The following is a 19,397-nucleotide window of genomic DNA, read 5'->3' as shown; positions in this document are numbered from 1 at the left end:
CCTAGGCTGAGGCCTAGCTTTGCCGCTCGTCTTTTCCGGCCGCGTCCGCCGCGACGATCCGCTCCAGCGCGGCACCTTCCTCGGATGTCAGCGGTACGCCCACTGCCTGGCCCGAACGGCGGCGGACAAACATCGCCATCGCGACTGCCCCGCCCAGGAAGAGAATCGCCGGTGCGCCCCATAGCAGTATCGTTTCCGGTTTCAGGCGCGGCTTCAGCAAGACAAACTCGCCGTAGCGCGACACAACGTAATCGATCACCGCCTCGTCGTTGTCGCCGCTTGCGATCCGTTCGCGCACCAACAGGCGCAGGTCGCGGGCCAGTTCAGCATTGGAGTCGTCGATCGACTGGTTCTGGCAGACCATGCAACGAAGCTGGGCAGACAGCGCGCGGGCGCGCGCCTCCAACGCCGGATCGGAAAGAACCTCGTCCGGGTTTACCGCAAGGGCCGGAAAGGCGCTCAGTAAGAACGCGACGACAACGAGCAGCCTGCGCATCATTCCGCCGCCTCCAGTGTTGGCACGGGCTTGATCCTCCGCGCCTTCTGCGGCGCACCGACGCGCAGCCGGCGGTCGAACAACGATACCGCCCCGCCCGCCATCATGATCAGCGAACCGAGCCAGATGCACAGGATCATCGGCTTCCACCAGATGCGGACGACGATGCCGCCGTCGCTCATCGGGTCCCCGAGCGACACGTAGAGCTGGCTCAGCCCGAACGTGCGGATCCCGGCCTCGGTCGTCGGCATCCGCCGCGCCGTGTAAAGCCGTTTCGACGACCAGACTTCCGTGACCTTGACGCCGCCGCGGGCGACGGTGAAATGCCCGCTTTCCTCGGTGTAGTTCGGTCCCCGCCCCTGGCGCATCCCGTCGAACGTCAGGCTATAGCCGCCCGCCTCGACGGTAACGCCGGGCTTCATCTCCACGACATGTTCGGTCTCGAAGGCCGTCACGGCGACGACACCGATCACGGTCACGCCGAGACCGAAATGGGCGAGCGCCGTGCCGAACGCCGAACCCGGCAGGCCGAACAGCCGCTTGCGGGCGACGCTGGCGCTCACCTTGCCGATGCCGGCGCGCAGCCACAGGTCGGTAACCGCGCCCGCGAGCATGTAGAAGCCGAGTGCCAGGCCGAAATAGGCGAGGACCGGCCCGCCGCCGTGCGTCCACTGCAAGATTGCCGCGATCGCCAGCCCGATTCCGACAGCCGCGAACAGACGCTGGCCGGCTGCGAGCAGGTCGCCCCGTTTCCAGGCGAGCAGCGGCCCGAAGGGGACAGCCAGCAGCAGCGGCACCATCAGCAGTCCGAAAGTCAGATTGAAGAACGGCGCGCCGACCGAGATCTTTTCACCCGTCAGCGCCTCGAGCACCAGCGGGTAGAGCGTGCCGGTCAGCACGGTCGCCGCCGCGGTCGTCAGGATCAGGTTGTTGAAGACGAGTGCGCCTTCGCGCGAGATCGGCGCGAACAGGCCCCCGGCCTTCAGAGTCGGCGCCCGGAAGGCGAAGAGCGAGAATGCGCCGCCGATGAAGATCACCAGGATTGCAAGGATGAACACGCCGCGCGTCGGATCGGTGGCAAAGGCATGGACCGACGTCAGCACGCCGGACCGGACCAGGAAGGTGCCGAGCAGCGACAGCGAGAAGGTCAGGATCGCCAGCAGCACCGTCCAGATCTTCAGCGCCTCGCGCTTCTCCATCACCAGCGCCGAGTGCAGCAGGGCCGTGCCGGCGAGCCAGGGCATGAAGGAGGCGTTTTCCACCGGGTCCCAGAACCACCAGCCGCCCCAGCCGAGTTCGTAATAGGCCCAGTAGGAACCCATGGCGATGCCGGCGGTGAGAAAACTCCAGGCAGCCAGCGCCCAGGGGCGCACCCATCGCGCCCAGGCTGCATCGATCCGCCCGTCGATCAGTGCGGCAATCGCAAAGGAGAAGCAGACGGAGAAGCCGACATAGCCGAGGTAGAGCAGTGGCGGATGGATCGCGAGCCCGACGTCCTGCAGGATCGGGTTGAGGTCCTTGCCCTCGCCCGGCGCCGGAGCAAGGCGCAGGAAGGGGTTGGATGTCAGCAGGATGAAAAGTGCGAAGGCCGCCGTGATCCAGCCCTGGACCGCAAGCACGTTCGCCTTGAGGCGCTCGGGGAGATTGGCGCCGAAGCTCGCCACGAGGGCGCTGAAGAAGCTCAGGATGAGCAACCACAGCATCATCGAGCCCTCATGGTTCCCCCAGACGCCGGAGATCTTGTAGATCAGCGGCTTCATCGAATGGGAGTTCTCCCAGACGTTCAGCACGGAGAAATCCGACACGACATAGGCAAAGGTCAGGACGAGGAAGGAGAACGCCGTCAGCAGGAAGCCCGCGATCGCCGAGGACGGCGCGACCGCCATCAGCGAAGGATCATTGCGCAATGTGCCCGCGAGCGGCAGCAGCGACTGGATGATGGCCGTCGCCAGCACCAGCACCAGCGCATAATGTCCAAGCTCGATGATCACTTGATGGTCTCCTTGCCGCCGAGTGTGACGCCCTGCGCCTCCAGGCGGTCCGCCACGTCCTTCGGCATGTAGGTCTCGTCATGTTTGGCAAGAACGGTGTCGGCCACGAATACCGGATCGCCCGCCACGAACGCGCCCTCGGCGACTACGCCCTGCCCTTCGCGGAACAAGTCCGGGAGGATACCCGTATAGGTCACCGGCACCGTCCCGATCGTGTCGGTGACGACAAACGTTACGGTCGAACCCTGGCCCCGTTTTACCGACCCGGCCTCGACGAGGCCACCAAGCCGAATTCGCGTACCCGGCGGCACGTTGGTCGTGGCGAGGTCACCCGGAACGTAGAAATAGGCGATCGACTGGCTGAAGGCGAACATCACGAGCAGCACCGCTGCGAGGAGGAAGGCGACACCGCCTCCGATGACCGCCAAACGCTTCTGCTTTCTCGTCATTGTCCGTTACCTTCAGCCACGATCGCAAGCTCGCCGGCCAACGCCAGCAACTGCTTGCCCTTCTCGCTCTCCGGCGGGAAGCTCTTCAGCGCCGTGCGTAGCGCCTCTGCGGCCGCCTCTCTTTGATCCAGCACCACGTAGGACCGGATGAGGCGCATCCATCCCTCGAAATTGTCCGGGTCTTCCTTCAGCTTGCCGGCGAGGCTTTCCACCATTCCGGCGATCATCTGCTTGCGATCATCCGCATTCATCTGGCCCGCCGCAGCCACGTCCTGCTCGCTCGGATTGCCTGGAGCCACCTGCTCGGCGTTGCCGCCAAGAGCAGCGACATGACGGTTGACGAGCGACAGCCAGGGCGCGTCGGCAGGCGAATCCTTGACCAGCGCCTCGAACGCTGCCTTCGCCTCCTCGCGCCTGCCTTCCTGTTCCAGCGCCAGCGCCAGATAATAGCGCGTGCGCGGATTCTTCGCATCCAGCGCCTCGGACTGTTGCAGGACCTCGCGCGCATCCTTGGTGACGATGCCGTCGGCAAGCGCAATCAACACTTCCGCATAGCCGTCGAGCCGCTCGGGCGAAGCGCCGAGGACGCGGATCGCCTCGCGATAGGCGTTGGCGGAATCCTCGATGCGGCCGTTGCGGAAATAGATCGGCGCCAACAGCTCCCAACCCGCCCCGTCGTCGGGATTGTCGACAAGGTGACGCTCGGCCCTGGCGATCAGGATATTGAGATCGTTGCCCGGCTCGGCCAGCCGTGCCGCCAGCGGCTGAGCCGGAAGATCGGGGCTTCCCTCGGCAAGATAGAGGCCGAGACCGATCGCCGGAAACAGCACCATGATCGCAACCTGCGCCAGCCGGTTGCGGCGCTCCGACGTCGCCGGCCCCGCTTTCGCCTCGCGTCCCTTGGCGGCGATCAGCCGGCGGGCGATTTCAGCCCGCGCCAGTTCTGCTTCGTCCGCGCCGATCAGCCCTGTGGCCTGGTCGCGGCTCAGTTCATCGAGCTGGTCGCGATAGACTTCGGCGTCATGCGCGTCCGCAATATCGGCGCTCCGGCCGGCCCGCAGCAGCGGCAGGAGCAATACGGCCGCGACGGCGGCGGTCATGACGGCGACGAGGATCCAGAAAAGCATGCGATCCAATTAATGGAACGGCTTGCGTTTTCCAATTGCAAAAGGAGAAGTGACGGAAATTTGAGGCGTTTAGCCGCAAGCTGGCAAGGTCCGGCGGCTGTGCGGCCTCAACTCAGCGGTGTCCAGGTCCCCGTGGCGGTCCGGCATGCGGCCCCGCGGCTCACTGTCTCGCGTCCGCCGACGATCAGCGTATGGCTGTATTGCCGGCAGTTCTGCGATCCGACCTGATAGGGGGCCGCTGCCACGACCGAGCCCTGTACGCCCCGCCCCTGCCAGACGACAGGCTGGCCGCCGGGAGCGGCTTCAAGGGCGCGATACTCGGCCTCAAGCGCCCGCTGACGGTCGCCCGCCGACAGGGAGATCCCCTTGGTACGGGACACGAGCCCCCCTTCGAGCGCGGCAATATAGGCGGCGGACGACACGACGACGCCGGCAGAGGTGCTCCCCGTGGCCGAGGTGCGACCGGACGTCGTACTGCAGCCGGCAAGGCCGATCGAAGCAACAACCACCGGAATCGCGACAACACGTGATCTCATGTTCAACCGGTAAGTCCGCTTCATTTCACGCCTTTTCTGCCTGTTTTCGCTTTGGTTCCAACGCCGCCGGCCGGTCCTGCCCAGGCGGTGCACCTATCTTGCATTGTCTGCCGTGTCAGGCAACATCCTTTGCCACCGCAGGCAGCATCAGTTGCGCCAGGAGCCCGCCCGACTTGCCGCGGGAAAGCGTCAGCGTTCCCTGGTACTCGGAGGTGATCTCGCGCACGATCGACAGTCCGAGACCGGTCCCGGGCTTGCTCTCGTCCAGCCGTTTCCCGCGCTTCAGCGCTTCCTGGATCTGTTCCGGCTCAAGGCCGGGCCCATCGTCCTCCACCTCCAGAACGATCCAACGCCTGCGCTGGGTATCGTCGTTTCCAGTCTCTTCCGGAGCCAGCATCGCCCGGATCGCAACCGTGCTATGCGCGTAGCGCGCGGCATTCTCCAGAAGGTTGCCCACAACCTCCTCGATATCCTGCTGCTCCATCGCCACCATCAGGTCCTCAGGCTGGATCGACAGTGGAAACTCGATGTCGGCATTCAGCCGCCGCATGACGCGCGCCAGCCGCTGCAGAACGGACGCGGCTTCCGTCCGCGCCAGCACCGACTCCCGTTGCGCGGCGATGCGAGCGCGATTGAGGTAGGATTGCACCTGGCTCTGCATGGCCTCCGCCTGGTTGCGGACCAGCTCGCCATGCGGGGCGACGAGCACGCGTGCCTCGTTCAGCAGAACGGCGATCGGCGTCTTTAGCGAATGGGCCAGGTTGCCGACCTGCATGCGCGCCCGCTCGATGATGCGGCGGTTGCTGTCGATCAGCGCGTTCACCTCGCTGACCAGCGGCTGGATCTCGCGCGGGAAGACGCCACCGAGCCGCTCGGCCTGGCCGGCACGGATCTGTTCCAGCGCCTTGCGCACGTGATCAAGCGGCCTCAGGCCGATCAGGATCGCAATCGCATTGAGCACAAGACTGCCGACACCGAAGCCGACCAGCGCCAGATAGAGATTGCGGGAAAACGCGCTGATGTCGTCCTCGAGCACATTCCGGTTGCCGGCGACACGGAAGCGCGCCGTCCGTCCGTCTTGGTCCAGCACCACCTCGGTTTCGACCACCTCGACCGTATTTCCGAACGTGTCCTCGGTCGTGTAGTAGCGCTCATAGCGCGTGTCGAAGGGGATGGTCTCCGTATCGGGGATGGGGATGCTGCCGTAGCCGAGCGAGGTCGACGACATCGGTTCGCTCGGGAAGTTTTCCCCGATCGGCTCGACGATCCAGTACCAGCCGGTTTGCGGCTGCGAGAATCGCAAGTCGCCCAGTTGCGGGCTGCCGGTCAACTGGAACTGATCATCGGTGGAGACGGAGTTGATGACGTTGTAGAGCTGTGCCCGCAGCAGGTCCTGGAAACTGGACTCGGCACTGCGGCGATACAGGGTCGAAATCGCAAGCGCGATGACGATTAGCGCCACCATCGACCATAGCGACGCGAGCAGCAGCACGCGGAAGGTGAGCGACCGCGCGCCTCTTGGTGCCCTAACGGCCATCGTTCGGCGCTTGCATACGGTAACCGAGGCCGCGGACGGTCTCGATCAGGTCGACGCCGATCTTCTTGCGGAGCCGGCCGACAAACACCTCGATGGTGTTGCTGTCCCGGTCGAAGTCCTGGTCGTACATGTGCTCGACCAGTTCGGTGCGCGAAACCACCTGCCCCATGTGATGCATCAGATAGGAGAGCAGCCGGTACTCGTGCGAGGTCAGCTTCAGCGCCGCGCCGTTGACCGTCGCCTTCGATCCCTTGGTGTCGAGCCGGACCGGGCCGCAGACGATCTCGGAGCTGGCGTGCCCTGCCGCGCGGCGGATCAGCGCGCGGATGCGTGCCAGCACCTCCTCGACGTGGAACGGTTTTGCCACGTAGTCGTCGGCGCCCGCGTCGATGCCGGCAACCTTGTCGCTCCACCGATCGCGCGCCGTCAGCAACAGCACCGGCATGCGCTTGCCGTCCGCACGCCATTTCTCGAGCACGGTGATGCCGTCCAGTTCCGGCAGGCCGATGTCGAGGATGACCGCATCGTAGGGTTCGGCGTCTCCGAGGTAGTGCCCCTCCTCGCCGTCATAGGCCTGGTCGACCACATAGCCGGCCTCCTTCAACGCCTCGGCCAGCTGACGATTGAGGTTTTCGTCGTCTTCGACCACGAGAATGCGCATCTGTCGGTTTTCCTTCCTTCAGCGGACCGCCCGTGCGGCGATCCGGCCGATTATTGCATCGGCACCCGGACGGTGATCTTGCGCGGACGCGCATTGCCCTTGCCGGGGACCAGAACAGTAACCACGCATACACCATTTCGTGGCTGCGCCGAAAGCAGTTCGCCACCCGTGTCGGAGACGACTTGACGCGCGGCCTCGCTGCAATCGGCCGCCGCCGGCAGCACGCCGGTCGGACGGTCTGCGGCTGGCTGAGCGAACGCCGCCAGGCTGGCCGCAGTTGCGGCGATGAGGAAGGGCGAGGTCATAGACACACTTTCATGGCAGTAACAATGTGGCGCCAGAATTAACCGAACGACGCTGAATGGCAAATGAATGTGGCAGCGCAATTCACGCCCCGGCGTGCCCGTTATTTGAGCTTTCTTTGCGCCACGATCCGCCCCGCTATGGCAACGATTCCACCCGCGGCGGCCAGAAGCGCGGTGATGTGGTCGGCGAGTTCGGCCTGCTCGAGGCTGCCGATGCCCAGCCCGGCGAGGTTCGCAAGCGATGCGACGATCGCCAGCACGCCGCCCCAGACGGTTTTCGACAGATACCAGGGTTTGAGGTCTGCATTCATGAGACGATCCTTTCTACTTCAGAGTGTCACCACCTTCTGCGAGGGGATTCCATCCCGAACGGCAAGACCGAGCTGCCGGACACGGATGGTGATCTGCGTCTGCGTGCCACCGAGATCGGCGATCTCGTCGGCTGCCGCGTAGTCGAAGAACGGCCATTCGGTTTCGACAGTGCGAGCGACTGCCTCCCCGGAAAATATCTCGAGGCGATAGGCCTCGAACGGCTCGTCGAGAGGGACGTCGTAGCCGTCCCAGCCATCCGCGTTCAGCCGCGCCCGTCGCGTCCAGGAAAAGCGAATTCCGCCCTCGGCAAGTCGCCGGCCTTTCAGGTGCACGGGCGCGATCGGCATTTTTGCGCGCACCCCGCCTGCAAACGCGAACGCAGTGGGAGCCTCCGTCACGCCCCTCGCCTCGGCGATCCAGTTGACGCTGCGGCCCGCCTCCTCCGCCGACAACGCCAGCGGTTGAACGGCGACATCCAGGAACACCGCGGCAGCCCCCGTTTCATGCCCCTCCGCCATCACGTCCTCGCTGCCCGCAAGCCCGCGCAACAGACCGCTCAACCGCCAATGCCGCCGGGAGGTCTCTTCCGCCTCCAGAAAGCCGGCGATCTCCCAGCGTCCGGACGGCGAGGCAATCGCGATGCGGTTTTCCCCGCCGAGCACCGCGTTTCGTCCCTTTGAAGAAAGCCCTCCGAAGGGCATGTCGAGTTCGATCGTGTGCGCATGGTCGAAACGGCCCCAGGCTCCCGCCTCAAGCGCCGTCGTCAGCCGGCCGATGCGCGCCGGCCGATCGAGCCGCACGCGCGGAGCGTAGCCATCGCTCCCGGGCGAGGACGAGATGAGGATCGGCCGCCAGGGTCTCGCGTAGGCGCCGACGCGGGCAAAGCTCTCCGCCGGCCCGGTCTCGAAGCGGGGCAGGTCGAGAAACTGGATTTCGGGCAGGAATGCAGCGGCCTCCAGTCCCCCACCGGCCTGCGTAGACGGCCTGGCGGGCGGCGCCGGCGCACATGCCTCGCCACCGGCGAAGCTGCGCGCCTCCACCTCACGCACGGCGCCCTCAGTGATCCGCGTCACCAGAAAGCGTTCCTCAGGTCCATCATTCAGTCGTACGACGTCACCCGGCATCACGTTGAGCGCGTTTGACGGTAGCCGGAACGTCAGCTTCCGCATCGCGGCGCGGTGATCGCGCAGCGCGGCTTCGACGCTTCCCGAAGCAGCGCCGGCGTGCAGCACCGCCGGCAGCGACAGCCGCAGCATGCGATCGTTCTCCGCCGTCATCCGCCGCGAGCGCGCCGTCACCCGCTGATAGGCGGATCCGTCGGAGGCATGGTCCAGGATCGCCTCGCCCGCGAATTCGCTCGGATGGCTGCGCACCTCCTCGAAGGCGGCTTCCTCAGGTCGCTCGGCGAGCACGTCGATGGCGATGGCCGGCAGCGCCGCCCGCAAACGCGAACGGAAGTGCAGGATACCGTTCTCCTCGACCGCATCGATCTGGAACGCCGCCATCAGCGGCTCCAGCAGACTGCGCGCTGAGCCCGGATCCGCTTGCACGAACCCCACCAGGTCGCCGCTCACCATCGAGACGTCGAAAGCGGCAAAGCCGTGATCCTTCAGGATGGCCGCGATCGCGTCCGCCACGGTCGTCGCCCCGAGCCGGCCGTTCAGCCAGTGACCAAGCTGCCAATTGTGTCCGTCAGCCCAAAGCGCATCGTTTTCCGGAAAGGCCGGATAGGGCCGCGCGTCCCAGGTCCAGACGAAGATGTGATCCGGATCGACCATTCCCGGCTCCGCGCCGGTTCCCTGCCACCAGCGATGATGGGCATCGAGGAACCGCCGCTGCATCGCATCGGCGCGTCCACCCGCGGAAAAATAAGGAAGCGCGTTTTCCGCGCTCTTCGGATCGGTGAAGACGTTCGGCTGGTTCGCCCCCTTGTCGACGGCCGGGCATCCGAGCTCCGTCAACCAGATCGGCTTCGAGCGCGGCACCCAGGCCGACGCCGTCGACGCTTCGGTCCCGCCGGCGCGCTTGAAATGCCGGTTCGTCCACCAACCGGCCAGATCCTTGTAGCGGTACAGCCAGTGCTTGCCCGCCAAGCCGTCCGTAATCGGCGAGCGGACCCGGGCCCTCCGGTCCGCGTCGCTCGCATAGTACCAGTCGAAGCCCTCGCCGCTTTCGATCATGCCGCGCATGGCATCCTCGTCGTCCGGCAGGCGGAAGCCGTCCGGATTGCCGGAAAGCGCGTCGCCGTCGCGCCAGTCGGAAAGCGGCATGTAGTTGTCGATGCCGACCGCATCGATCGCAGGCGAGGCCCAGAGCGGATCGAGGTTGAAATGCACCTCGCCGCTGCCGTCCGCAGGGTGATAGCCGAAGTACTCGCTCCAGTCGGCGCCGTAGGTCAGCTTCGTCGCCGGCCCGACGATGGCGCGCACGTCCTGCACCAGGTCGCACAGCGCCTCGACGAACGGGAAGGCTCCCGCCCCATCGCGCAGCTGTGTCAGCCCGCGCATCTCCGAGCCGATGATGAAGCCGTCCACGCCGCCTGCTGCCTCGGCGAGATGCGCATAGTGCAGCACCATCCGCCGATACCCCTCGTCTGTGGCTCGGGATGCGATTGAGGTGCCGGAGATGGTGTAGTCGCCGGCCGTGGCACTGCCGCAAAACGCCTCGACCTGGCTGCGCGCCGAAGCCGTCCTGTCGGCGCTCCCGGGCCGGCCCGTCGCCGGGTGACAGGTGATCCGCCCCCGCCAGGGATAGGCCGCCTGACCGATGCCACCATAGGGGTCGGGCAGATCGTTGCCGGCCGGCACGTCCATCAACACAAAGGGATAGAGATAGACCTTCAACCCCCGTTGCTTCAGGTCCGCGATCGCCGCCACGACGCTCTCGTCCGACGGCGTGCCGCCATAGGCCGGCCCGCCATCGTTCCGACTGACGAGGTGGGCGGCACCGCGGCCGATGCCGCTGACCCGCCAGGGCCGGCTCTCGTCGCTGCGCGCCAAAACCTCCACGCCCGGCACGATCCGGCACTGGCCCGCGCGCAGGTCGGTGCCGAACCAGGCGACGACCAGCGCCACGCGCTCGACATTGGGGCAAAGTGCCTGCAACTCGTCGATCGATGCCGTCCAGTCGGAGGTGGCGATCCGGTTGTTGCGGTTGATGTTGCGCCCCTCGCCCGCGCCGAGACGCTCGGTCACCTTGCGCGGATCGTAGCCGTGCTCGCTGGAACCGGGAATGATCGTCACGGCGCGAATGCGCTTCTCCAGCGTCCCCGTCGGCTTCAGCACCTCGAACTGCAGGATCGGAATGCGATTGCCGAAACCGTCGAGCGGCAGGCGCTCGAAGACGGCGTAGGCGAGCCCCCGATAGGCAGGCGCGTTCCCCGCGCCTTGCTTTGCCTCGACCAGCGGATCGGGCTGCTGGTTCGCCCCGCCGCGGTGGATCCGCATCGGGATATCCGTCAGGTCGAGCTCGCGCCCGTCGGCCCAGACACGGCGGATGGCGGCAATCGGCCCCTCGCAGATGCCGACCGCAAAATTGGCGAAGTAGCGATAGGTCTCGACGCGCGGTCCCGTCGCCTTGCCGCCGGCGCGCTCGGAGGTCACCTCCTCGTCAAAGCGTGTCGCCCAGATCAGCGTGCCGCCGACGCGCGCGGTACCGTAGGCCCGGATGATCCCCGCCCCCTCGTCCGCACCGGGGATGCGCGCATCCTGCAGTCTGTTTCGCTCGATCGTCGAGTGACTGCCTCCGAGCAGCGCCTGGTCGACGGCAGATCCCGCGAGCGCGCCGATGGCTCGTCCCGCAATCGCGCCCAGCGGTCCGAAGATGCCGCCAAGCGCCGCGCCGGCCGCCTGAAAGAGTATCGTCGCCATTTAAAGCCTCTGGCTCGGTTGTGCGTGACTTGAGAGGTTGGTTTTGGTGATCGCCCGCCCCCTCCTCCCGTCACCCCGGACCTGATCCGGGGTCCAGCCGCGCCGCGTCGGCGGCGCGAGAGAACCTTCCGCGCTCAAGGACTTGAGCGCGCTGGATGCCAAGTCGGGTCCGGCATGACGGAAGCGTGGAGCGCAGTTCAAACCCGTTCCGGAAACCGGAAGACGGCGCAGATCCGCCGTCGCCAGGCCGGCACGAGCGAAGACTCGATCACCGCCGCCTGCTCGTAGGCGTGGATGAAGCGGTCCGGTCCGCTGAGAATGCCCAGATGCTTGGCCGGGCAGCCCGCATGCCAGCGAAACAGCAGCACATCGCCGGCCTGCATTTGCGCCAAATCCAGCGCCGGCCCGAAATGCCGTAGCGCTGCCGCAAGCAGCCGGTCCTCGCCACCCCGCTCGGCCCAGTCCGGCTGGTACGGTCCCGCCTCCTCAGGCTCGCGGCCGTAAAGCTCGCGCCAGACGCCGCGCACGAGACCAAGGCAATCACTGCCCACGCCCTTAAGACTCGCCTGGTGCCGGTAGGGAGTGCCGATCCAGCCGCGCGCGATCGCCACCACGGTGTCGGCGTGTCGACCCTCACTCATAGAGCGGCCTCCCGTCATGAACCGTGTCGCCGTCGGCATAGCCATACGCGAAGTCGCTCCCCGGCATATGCGGAAAGCCGCGAAAATTGATCTGGTTGGCGAACTTCTGCCTGCAGGTCGCAAAGCTCTTGTCGCAGCCGGCGACGACAGTGAACCGGTCGCCGGGCTTGAGCGTCAGCGACGTTGGCAGCCAAAGCGTCAGTTCCACCGCGCCACCGCCGCTGCGGTGATCCTCGATATCCGCCGACAGCCCCGCATTGGCACCGTCGACGAAGGTCAGCAGGCCATAGCGGAGGTGTTGCGTCTTGTACCCGCCGAGGCCGGAAACGCGCAGTCGCCGCTCGTCGACGATCGCGGCGATCGCGCCGTTCCCCTTCAGGCCCGCGGCATCCAGATCGAGACCACAGCGCGCGTCGCCGAGCACGGCGTCGCAACGATGCGCATAGATTCGCCCCTTTACCTGGTCGAGCGCGTGGGTCATTCGTCGCAGTTCGGCACGAAACGCCGCACCGGCCCGCGTCACCTCGCCGATTTCGCCGGTGCGCAACAGCACCCGCCGACTGGGCGCTTGCCAGTCGACGAGAAACACCTCGACCCGCGCCCCGTCATAGCGTCCGGCGACGAGTTCCGCCTCGCTGATTGCGGCGGACGAGAAGCCGCCGGCAATCTCGCTTGCCTCGGCTGCCAGTCCCACGCCCGTTTCGGCGTCGCTCGCCTGAAAACCGCTTGCGGGCGCGATAGGTGAGCCCCGCAAATACCAGGTCACGATCGTGCTCGGTAAAGCCCAAAACCGTGCCGTCCCTGCGCGTCACCCGCCAGCATTGGCAAACTGTCGTCGCGTCACCGGCGAGATGGTCGGCGAGTTCCGAGGGGATCCTTCTCATGGCGCGATCTCCACCAACGGGATGGAAGGAATGCGCCCGGCGTTGAACTGCGCAAGGTCGATGTCGATGCGGTCGGTGTCGAAACGCACCGGCACGTCGAACTCGAAGCCCGCCCGCACCGCCTGGCCGCTTTTCGGGACAGCCCCGGCCGTGAAAGTGACAACGCCCGTCGCATGGTCGACGGCATATTGCCCCGCCGGAACGGCGACGTCGGCAATCGAAACCACGACGCTGCCCGCCACCGGCTTTGCAATCGTTCGCGTCGTCGCCCCGCCGGTATCCTGATAGGTCTTGGTCAATTGAAACGCCGCCGTCGTTCCATCACCGGTCCCGATGCGCTGGTCGCTGGCAGAGATCGCATTGGTCGGGGCGCAGGACTTGAAATCGACCGGATCGCGGAAGCGGAAGCCGTAGAGCTGGCCCGCCCGCGCCTCGAAGAAGGCGAGAACCGCATAGAGATCGTCGACGGAGCGGACGCCGGAGCCCGCATCGTAGCGCCGCCTGGCGTCATGCCAGCGGCGGTTCCGGTTTTCCCGCCCGTTGGAGAGCGAGACGATGTCGGTGCGCCGCACCGGCCCGCCGCTCGTGCCGAGCGCGATCCGCAGCGGAAAGCGCACCTCGTGAAATCCCGTCATGGCCATCTCTCAGAGCCCCCGCTGCCCGCGCCCGACCGCCCGCGTCAGCATCGCGGCGACCTGTCCCTGCGAGCGCATGAAACTTGCCGCATCCGTGGCGGTCACGTTGAAGACGATGCTGGTTCCTCCGCCGCCCTCGCTGGCCGCCACGCCGAGCGATCCGTCGGCGCCGCGCCGCAACGGCAGGATTGCCTCCGCCCCGGCCTCGCCCATCAGTCCCAAGCCGCCGCCGGCGGAAAAATAGGTCGGTGCGGCGACCACGCCGCCCTTGGCAAACGGTGTCACTTTGCCTGCCAGCCCGGAGATCCCGGACGCGAGCAAACCCTCCAGCGGTTTCAGGCCGACCGACAGCCCGATATTGCTGATCCTTAAGGCCAGACCTTTCAGCACATCCTCGAGCCCACGACCGTCTACCGTCGCCGATTTCAGCGCGCCGGTCAGCGCTGCCCCGAACGAGCGCGATCGCGCCTCGAGGTCGTCGAAGACGGACCTCAGCGCCTCCGCACTCTCCACCGTCTCGGCGACCGGCCTGCCATCCGTTTCCGTCATCTTTCCGCTCCTCGAAAGCATGTCGCCCCATGCCGGGGATGATCGTCGTCCGCTCCGTTCCTCGCGCTTGCCGCTCGGAGCCGCGCATCGGGAAACGCCTGCATCAGCGCTTCCAGCCCCCGCCGGTCCGGCGCGCCACCGCCGCCGTCGCCAAGACCGGCCGCGATCGCAAACTCGAGCGGAGTCATCGTCCAGAATATCTTGGGATCAAGCCGCATCCGGCAGAGCCCCGCGTGCAGCACCGCCTCCCAGGGGAAGGGCGCCGCCTCGCGGCTCAATTCGCCGGATGCGGCACCTAAGGGTTTTTTCGCCCGTCTCCCGAGGTCTCGCCCGAACCGAACGTGGCCGAAAGCAACGCCGCGACCGTGCGTGCAGAGCCCTCGAGGCCGTCCTCCGTCATCATCCCGGCCACATCCTCGTCGCCGTAGAGATTGCCGCCGCCGCGCAGGCCCGCACCGAGAATACGGATGATGTCGCGCGCGCTGATGCCGCCGCGCGAAAACCGTCGTGCGAGATCGTCCAGATTATCGACCGCAAAGGCGGTCTCGAGTTCCGCAAGCGCTCCGAGCGTCAGGCACAGGATCCGCCGCTCCCCGTCGAAGACCGCCTCGATCTCGCCCCGCCGGCGATTGGCGCGCCCGACCATCACAGCACCGCGAACGTCAGAGCGCCGGCCGATTCCAGCGACAGTTCGAACAGCATTTCCCCGTCATGCGCTCCGGAATATTCGAGCGCGGTGATCTGGAAAGCCTCGGCGACCGTCCCGAAATCGGGAATGACCAGTTCCCACGACAGGATCGTGCCGGCAAAGAACGCCGCCCGCACCAGCGCGTCCGACGCCTGGTCCTTGAAGATGCCGCTTCCCGACACCGACGCCCGCTGCACGCCCGCGCCCCCGAGCAACTCACGCCAACGGCCCACCGACTGCGCGTCGGTCACGTCCACCGCCTGCGCATTGAAGGAGAGCTTCTTCGACCGCAAGCCCGCGACCGTGACGAAGCTCCCGCCATCCTCGACCTTCAACAAGAGGTCCCGCCCCTTCTGCGCCACCATCCGCCTGTTCCTTTCCAAAAACGAGAAAGGCGCCCCGAAAGAACGCCTCGTTTGATTCTTCCGTCATCCCGGCCTTGAGCCGGGATCCAGCCGCGCCGCGTCCACGGCGCGAAAATACTCCTGCGGGCTGGCACTGAGTGCGGGATGGCCGGACACGACGGTGCGCTTCCAGCAACCTGAACAGCCCTCGTGCGCGGAACCGTCGTCAGCGGTCCTGCCGTCCGGCTATGCCGCCTACTCCGTCACCGCCCGAAACCGCATTTCCGCGCGATGCAATGCCTTCGTTCCATCCCGCGCGATCCGGGTCGAGCGGTGCAGCAGACTGACGAGATGACATCCGTCGAGCGTCAGGTCCGCATTGTCCAGCAACGCGCGAACCCTTGCCACGATCGTCTGCACCTCCAGGTGCCCGCCTCCCTTCGACCAGGCGACCAGCGTCAGCCAGTGCTCCTCGCCCTCGTCCGTCGATGTCGAAAGGTTGCGGCTCTCGACCGCCTCGATGACCACCAGTGGCATCCTTTGCCGGTCGAGCAGCCGGTCGCACACGCCGTCTACGCCGATCAGCGCCGTCAGCGCCGCGTCTTCGGAAAGCCGCTGGTGGATCGCCTTCTGCAGGGTTGAGGCAGCGCTCCTCATTCCGTCTCCTCACACTCGCAGACAAGGTAGCGCGCCGTCTCGTCCGGATCTCGGAAGGTCCTGATCTCGAAGACGCGCGCGCCCTTGCGCAATCGCATGCCGCTCCGCAGGTCGGAGCGATGGCGCAACCAGATCCGGTGCGTCACCGTCATCGCCTGCGCGCCGGCAGCCAAAACTCTGTCCGCGGTAGCCGGCTCGATCCGCGCCCAGACGGCAGCCGTTGCCGCATGGGTCCGGATCACGCCGCCTTGGCCGTCCGCAACCTCGACCGCCTGCTCGACGGTCAGTAGCGCCGAGAAGGCGCCGGGATCGATCACCGGTCGCTTCATCACAGCCTCCGCATCCGGAACGGCGCGACCAGCCGGTCGTAACCGGCGGGCACGCCCCCCGGCTGATCGTCGGCAGACATCACCCCGCGCAGTTCGTACATCGCCGCCACGTGGATCATCAGCGCCCGCTTCAGTGTGTCCGGCACGTCCGTTCCCGCCTCGCCGAAGCCGGCGGTGAAGTCGATCTCGATCCCGTTCAGCGCCCTCCCCGGCGCCGGCAAGGCCGACATGAGAAGCCGCGCCGGCCTTGCATTACCATCGAGCACCGCACCTATGAGACCGACTTCAAGCGGCGCGCCAACATCGTCGTATACGGTAACGCTTTCAATCGCTTGCACCGGCCCTCTGGCAATCTGAATCACCCGTTCTTCCGGCCAGTCGTCGAGGTAGAGGCGAAACGGGCGGGCGATCAGCGCCAGCCCCGTCTCGCGTTCCAGGTGGTCCCGCGCGGTGCGGATCAGCGATCCGAGAAGTTCATCCTCGGCACTTCCGTCCAGGCGCAGATGCGCCTTCACCTCGGCAAGCGTGATCGGCTCCGCCCCCGGCGGCATCAGTTCGACAATGGTCATGGCAGGTCTCTCAATTGAGGAGAAAGGGCAATCTCAAACCCAACACGCGGGCCAGGCGGCCGCGAAAATAGCGGGCGGATGCGGCGGGAGGAAACCGCACCCGCTCTCGCCCCGGCGGCGGGAAACCGGCCGCTGGCGCGAAACGGCAAAACACACAAACGGTCATTCCGGTTGTTGTCGCTTATGCCGAGCGTCGCCCCTCACCCTGGCCCTCTCCCCGCAGGCGGGAAGAGGGGACGCTTGCCGTCGCGGCAGCACCCCTTCGCCCCGCTTGCGGGGAGAAGGGGCCGGCAGGCGGAAGAGGGGCGGAACCGCCATGACAACGCGCATGAGACCGCTACTGGAGACGGTCGGGTATAGGCGGGCCGACCAAAAGCCGGCTCGGCAGGCTCGAGGCCTGTCTCAGACGTCGCCTCCGCCTTCCGCGCGCGCCGCGATCAACTCGCGGCGAACTTCACCAGCTTGATCGCCTCGAAGTTCTGCACCCCGCCGCCGACGCGCTTGGTCGTGTAGAACAGCACGTAGGGCTTGGCCGAATAGGGGTCGCGCAACACCCGCACGCCGGTGCGGTCGACGACCAGGTAGCCGGCGCGGAAGTCGCCGAAGGCGATCGAGACGCTGTTGGCGGCGACATCCGGCATGTCCTCGGCCTCGACCAGCGGGAAGCCCATCAGCGAGGCCTGCTGGCCGGATCCGGCCGGCGGGCGCCAGAGGTAGTTGCCGTCCGCATCCTTGAACTTCCGGATCTCGCCCTGCACCTTGCGGTTCATCACGAACGAGGCGTTCTGGCGGTGGCCCGCCTTCAGCGCATAGATCGTGTCGATCAGCGTGTCGGAGGGCCCCGCCGCCTTGAAGGCGCCGGCATTGCCGGTGGCGATGTAGCCGATATTGCCCCAGCTCCAGGCATTGTCGGCAACGTTTGTGTAGCTGAGGAAACCCTTCGGCTTGTTGACGCCGTCGCCGGAGACGAAGGCGGTGCCCTCCTGCTCGGCGAAGACGATGTCCACCTCCGAGGCGATCCAGCTTTCGACGTCGACCGCCGCGTCGTCGAGCAGCGCCGCCGTCGCCGCGGGCATCGCATAGAGCTCCATCGTCGGGAAGGACAGCTCGGCGAGCTGCACCGTGCCGGTCTGCGGTCGCGCGGCGGTCTCGGCCACCCAGCCGGATGCCATGCCGCTTGTCGCGAACGGCTTCTTCAGCACCGCCGCAGACACCTGCCGCACGGTCGCCAGCGCGCGGATCGGTGACGCGGCCGACAGCCGGCGGCCGATTTCCGTGTCGGTCTCCGTCGGCACCAGATAGCCGCCGTCGGCAGCCGATCCCACCGACATCGCCTTGCCCTCGAGCTCGCGCAGCGCCGTCTCGTCGCCGCGGCGGATATAGGCGGAGAACGCCTGCTTGTGCTCGGCGGCCTCGATGCTGTCGCTCCCGCGCGACAAGGCCGGGCGCGCCTTCTTCAGCGCCAGGTGGTCGAGCGCGCGCTTGTGCTCGTCCATCGCCTTGTTGATGCGCTCCAGCTTGTCGCGGGTGACGACGTCGGCCGTCAGTTTCTGCTCGATCTCGCCGAGCCGGCGGTCGTTTGTATCCTTGAAGGCCTCAAACGCCTCCATGAAGTCGTCGAAGGCGGCCGTCATCGTCTCCGGCGCCACCTTGATTTCGGGCGCGGTGGTCAGTTTCTCCATATCCATCTTCCTTGGCTTGCTAGAGTTTCAACATCCGCGCCGCCCGCCGCATCGTGCGGACCAGCTCGGTTTCGCGATCGCGGAACCACCGCGCATGCTTCACGTTCGAGACCCGTGCCGACGGCAGCATCGGAAAGGTCACGATCGAGATTTCCCAGAGATCGGCTTCGAGGATGCGGCGCACCCCGGTCGAGCGGTCCGTCTTCGAACGGACCGTCTGGAAGCCGATCGAAAGCCCGTCGAGCGCGCCCGACTTCATCAGCTGGTGCACCTCGCGCGCCCGCGCCACGCCGGGCGACAACACGCCCTCGACATAGAGCCCGCGCCCATCCTCGCGGATCGTCCGCCAGCGCCCGAGCGGCTCGGCCGGATCGTGCTGGAACAGCATGCGCACGCCCGCCGGTCCGCGCCGCTCGAGCGACTTCGCAAAGGCGCCGGGCTGGATTGCGTCCTTGCCGAGGTCAACCTCGTCGAACAGGCTCGCATAGCCCGAAAAGACCCCGTCGCCGGTCACCCCGGAAAGCGTCAGGTCCGCATATTTCTTCGTCCGCCAGACCGGCAGCCTGTCAGTGGTCATGGGTGTCTCCGATCTTGGAACGAATTTTGACTTTGGTCGGCAAGCCTGGCCGTCGTCCGACAGCTTTGCCTCGCTCGGTGGCTCTTTGCCCCTCGACCTGGCCCTCTCCCGAGAGCGGGGAGAGGGGACCAGGCCGCGGCAAGCCGCCGACCCCTGAGAGAACTAAAGCATCGCGGCACTCTTCCTTCTCCCCGTCTGCGGGGAGAAGGTGCCGGCAGGCGGATGAGGGGCAGACATTGCCTACTGCCGCATCCTTTCCGCCGCGCGCATCAGCACGCCAAGCCCCCACCAGGCCGTCAGGCTGGCGGCGGCGGAGCCGGCCAGCGTCACCTCATGGCGCGAGAGGAAGGCGGCGATGTCGAGCTTGGTGGCGATCCACACTCCGGTCGGCCCGCCGAAAATCATTCCGCAGGCGAGCCCGGTGAAGAAGCGCGAGGCCGCCTCGCGGCGCCCCTGCGGCAGCATGTAGACGAGCGACACGGCCGCCCCTGCAACCGAGCCGACCCATCGCGCCGCCCAAAGCGGCGCGTCGTTTCCGAAGTCAGCCATTTATTAAGCC

24 protein-coding genes are annotated in these 19,397 nt (G+C 66.6%); all 24 read right to left on the bottom strand.

Annotated elements, in window-relative coordinates; translation table 11 throughout:
* Positions 1-13 precede the first annotated feature (13 nt).
* Entirely contained in the window at positions 14-499 is a 486-nt protein-coding gene (locus J2Y48_RS12445; RefSeq protein ID WP_310418003.1) for a cytochrome c-type biogenesis protein, read from the bottom strand.
* A complete protein-coding gene (locus J2Y48_RS12440) occupies positions 496-2,487 on the bottom strand; it encodes a heme lyase CcmF/NrfE family subunit (RefSeq protein ID WP_310418000.1) in 1,992 nt (663 codons plus the stop codon). Before J2Y48_RS12440 ends, J2Y48_RS12445 begins: the two co-directional genes overlap by 4 nt.
* Positions 2,484-2,936 (bottom strand): cytochrome c maturation protein CcmE, encoded by a 453-nt coding sequence (gene ccmE, locus J2Y48_RS12435; RefSeq protein WP_310417996.1) that lies wholly within the window; start codon positions 2,934-2,936, stop codon positions 2,484-2,486. The genes J2Y48_RS12440 and ccmE overlap by 4 nt, the downstream gene beginning before the upstream one ends.
* Positions 2,933-4,063, bottom strand: a complete 1,131-nt coding sequence (gene ccmI, locus J2Y48_RS12430) for a c-type cytochrome biogenesis protein CcmI (RefSeq protein WP_310417994.1) — start codon at positions 4,061-4,063, stop codon at positions 2,933-2,935. Before ccmI ends, ccmE begins: the two co-directional genes overlap by 4 nt.
* Positions 4,064-4,170: 107 nt before the next feature.
* Positions 4,171-4,599, bottom strand: coding sequence for a hypothetical protein (locus tag J2Y48_RS12425; protein ID WP_310417990.1), 429 nt, complete (start codon positions 4,597-4,599; stop codon positions 4,171-4,173).
* A gap of 115 nt (positions 4,600-4,714) precedes the next feature.
* Positions 4,715-6,136, bottom strand: coding sequence for a HAMP domain-containing sensor histidine kinase (locus J2Y48_RS12420; protein ID WP_310417979.1), 1,422 nt, complete (start codon positions 6,134-6,136; stop codon positions 4,715-4,717).
* Positions 6,126-6,797: a two-component system response regulator FeuP gene (gene feuP / locus J2Y48_RS12415; protein WP_310417976.1), complete on the bottom strand. Its 672-nt coding sequence runs from the start codon at positions 6,795-6,797 to the stop codon at positions 6,126-6,128. Before feuP ends, J2Y48_RS12420 begins: the two co-directional genes overlap by 11 nt.
* A 50-nt stretch (positions 6,798-6,847) precedes the next feature.
* Positions 6,848-7,102 carry a hypothetical protein gene (locus tag J2Y48_RS12410; RefSeq protein WP_310417973.1) on the bottom strand — a complete coding sequence of 85 codons (255 nt, stop codon included), beginning with the start codon at positions 7,100-7,102 and terminating at the stop codon, positions 6,848-6,850.
* Between the two features lie 101 nt (positions 7,103-7,203).
* Positions 7,204-7,413, bottom strand: a complete 210-nt coding sequence (locus J2Y48_RS12405; RefSeq protein WP_310417970.1) for a hypothetical protein — start codon at positions 7,411-7,413, stop codon at positions 7,204-7,206.
* 18 nt (positions 7,414-7,431) lie between these two features.
* The gene (locus J2Y48_RS12400) at positions 7,432-11,283 is read right to left on the bottom strand and encodes a glycoside hydrolase/phage tail family protein (RefSeq protein ID WP_310417967.1); all 3,852 of its coding nucleotides are present in this window, start codon (positions 11,281-11,283) and stop codon (positions 7,432-7,434) included.
* A gap of 197 nt (positions 11,284-11,480) precedes the next feature.
* Positions 11,481-11,924, bottom strand: a complete 444-nt coding sequence (locus tag J2Y48_RS12395) for an NlpC/P60 family protein (RefSeq protein WP_310417964.1) — start codon at positions 11,922-11,924, stop codon at positions 11,481-11,483.
* Positions 11,917-12,618 carry a DUF2163 domain-containing protein gene (locus J2Y48_RS12390; protein ID WP_310417961.1) on the bottom strand — a complete coding sequence of 234 codons (702 nt, stop codon included), beginning with the start codon at positions 12,616-12,618 and terminating at the stop codon, positions 11,917-11,919. The genes J2Y48_RS12395 and J2Y48_RS12390 overlap by 8 nt, the downstream gene beginning before the upstream one ends.
* Positions 12,530-12,808, bottom strand: coding sequence for a DUF2163 domain-containing protein (locus J2Y48_RS12385; RefSeq protein WP_310417958.1), 279 nt, complete (start codon positions 12,806-12,808; stop codon positions 12,530-12,532). The genes J2Y48_RS12390 and J2Y48_RS12385 overlap by 89 nt, the downstream gene beginning before the upstream one ends.
* Entirely contained in the window at positions 12,805-13,443 is a 639-nt protein-coding gene (locus J2Y48_RS12380) for a DUF2460 domain-containing protein (RefSeq protein WP_310417955.1), read from the bottom strand. Before J2Y48_RS12380 ends, J2Y48_RS12385 begins: the two co-directional genes overlap by 4 nt.
* Before the next feature lie 9 nt (positions 13,444-13,452).
* The gene (locus tag J2Y48_RS12375) at positions 13,453-13,992 is read right to left on the bottom strand and encodes a phage tail tape measure protein (protein WP_310417952.1); all 540 of its coding nucleotides are present in this window, start codon (positions 13,990-13,992) and stop codon (positions 13,453-13,455) included.
* Complete coding sequence (locus tag J2Y48_RS12370) at positions 13,989-14,270, bottom strand: rcc01693 family protein (protein ID WP_310417948.1); 282 nt, start codon at positions 14,268-14,270, stop codon at positions 13,989-13,991. The genes J2Y48_RS12375 and J2Y48_RS12370 overlap by 4 nt, the downstream gene beginning before the upstream one ends.
* A 17-nt stretch (positions 14,271-14,287) precedes the next feature.
* Complete coding sequence (locus J2Y48_RS12365; RefSeq protein WP_310417945.1) at positions 14,288-14,638, bottom strand: gene transfer agent family protein; 351 nt, start codon at positions 14,636-14,638, stop codon at positions 14,288-14,290.
* Positions 14,638-15,045: a phage major tail protein, TP901-1 family gene (locus J2Y48_RS12360; protein ID WP_310417942.1), complete on the bottom strand. Its 408-nt coding sequence runs from the start codon at positions 15,043-15,045 to the stop codon at positions 14,638-14,640. The genes J2Y48_RS12365 and J2Y48_RS12360 overlap by 1 nt, the downstream gene beginning before the upstream one ends.
* A gap of 234 nt (positions 15,046-15,279) precedes the next feature.
* The gene (locus J2Y48_RS12355) at positions 15,280-15,681 is read right to left on the bottom strand and encodes a DUF3168 domain-containing protein (protein ID WP_310417938.1); all 402 of its coding nucleotides are present in this window, start codon (positions 15,679-15,681) and stop codon (positions 15,280-15,282) included.
* On the bottom strand, positions 15,678-16,010 hold the full coding sequence (locus J2Y48_RS12350) for a phage head closure protein (protein ID WP_310417935.1): 333 nt from the start codon (positions 16,008-16,010) through the stop codon (positions 15,678-15,680). Before J2Y48_RS12350 ends, J2Y48_RS12355 begins: the two co-directional genes overlap by 4 nt.
* Complete coding sequence (locus J2Y48_RS12345) at positions 16,010-16,579, bottom strand: head-tail connector protein (RefSeq protein WP_310417932.1); 570 nt, start codon at positions 16,577-16,579, stop codon at positions 16,010-16,012. The genes J2Y48_RS12350 and J2Y48_RS12345 overlap by 1 nt, the downstream gene beginning before the upstream one ends.
* Before the next feature lie 437 nt (positions 16,580-17,016).
* A complete protein-coding gene (locus tag J2Y48_RS12340) occupies positions 17,017-18,261 on the bottom strand; it encodes a phage major capsid protein (protein WP_310417927.1) in 1,245 nt (414 codons plus the stop codon).
* A 19-nt stretch (positions 18,262-18,280) separates the two neighbouring features.
* Entirely contained in the window at positions 18,281-18,838 is a 558-nt protein-coding gene (locus J2Y48_RS12335; protein ID WP_310417925.1) for an HK97 family phage prohead protease, read from the bottom strand.
* Between the two features lie 240 nt (positions 18,839-19,078).
* Positions 19,079-19,387 carry a DUF6107 family protein gene (locus J2Y48_RS12330; protein WP_310417921.1) on the bottom strand — a complete coding sequence of 103 codons (309 nt, stop codon included), beginning with the start codon at positions 19,385-19,387 and terminating at the stop codon, positions 19,079-19,081.
* Positions 19,388-19,397 lie beyond the last annotated feature (10 nt).

Source organism: Mycoplana sp. BE70, assembly GCF_031455855.1.
Lineage (GTDB): Bacteria > Pseudomonadota > Alphaproteobacteria > Rhizobiales > Rhizobiaceae > Mycoplana.
The sequence above is the reverse complement of the archived record's forward strand: the minus strand, read 5'-3'. Positions and strand labels throughout refer to the sequence as shown.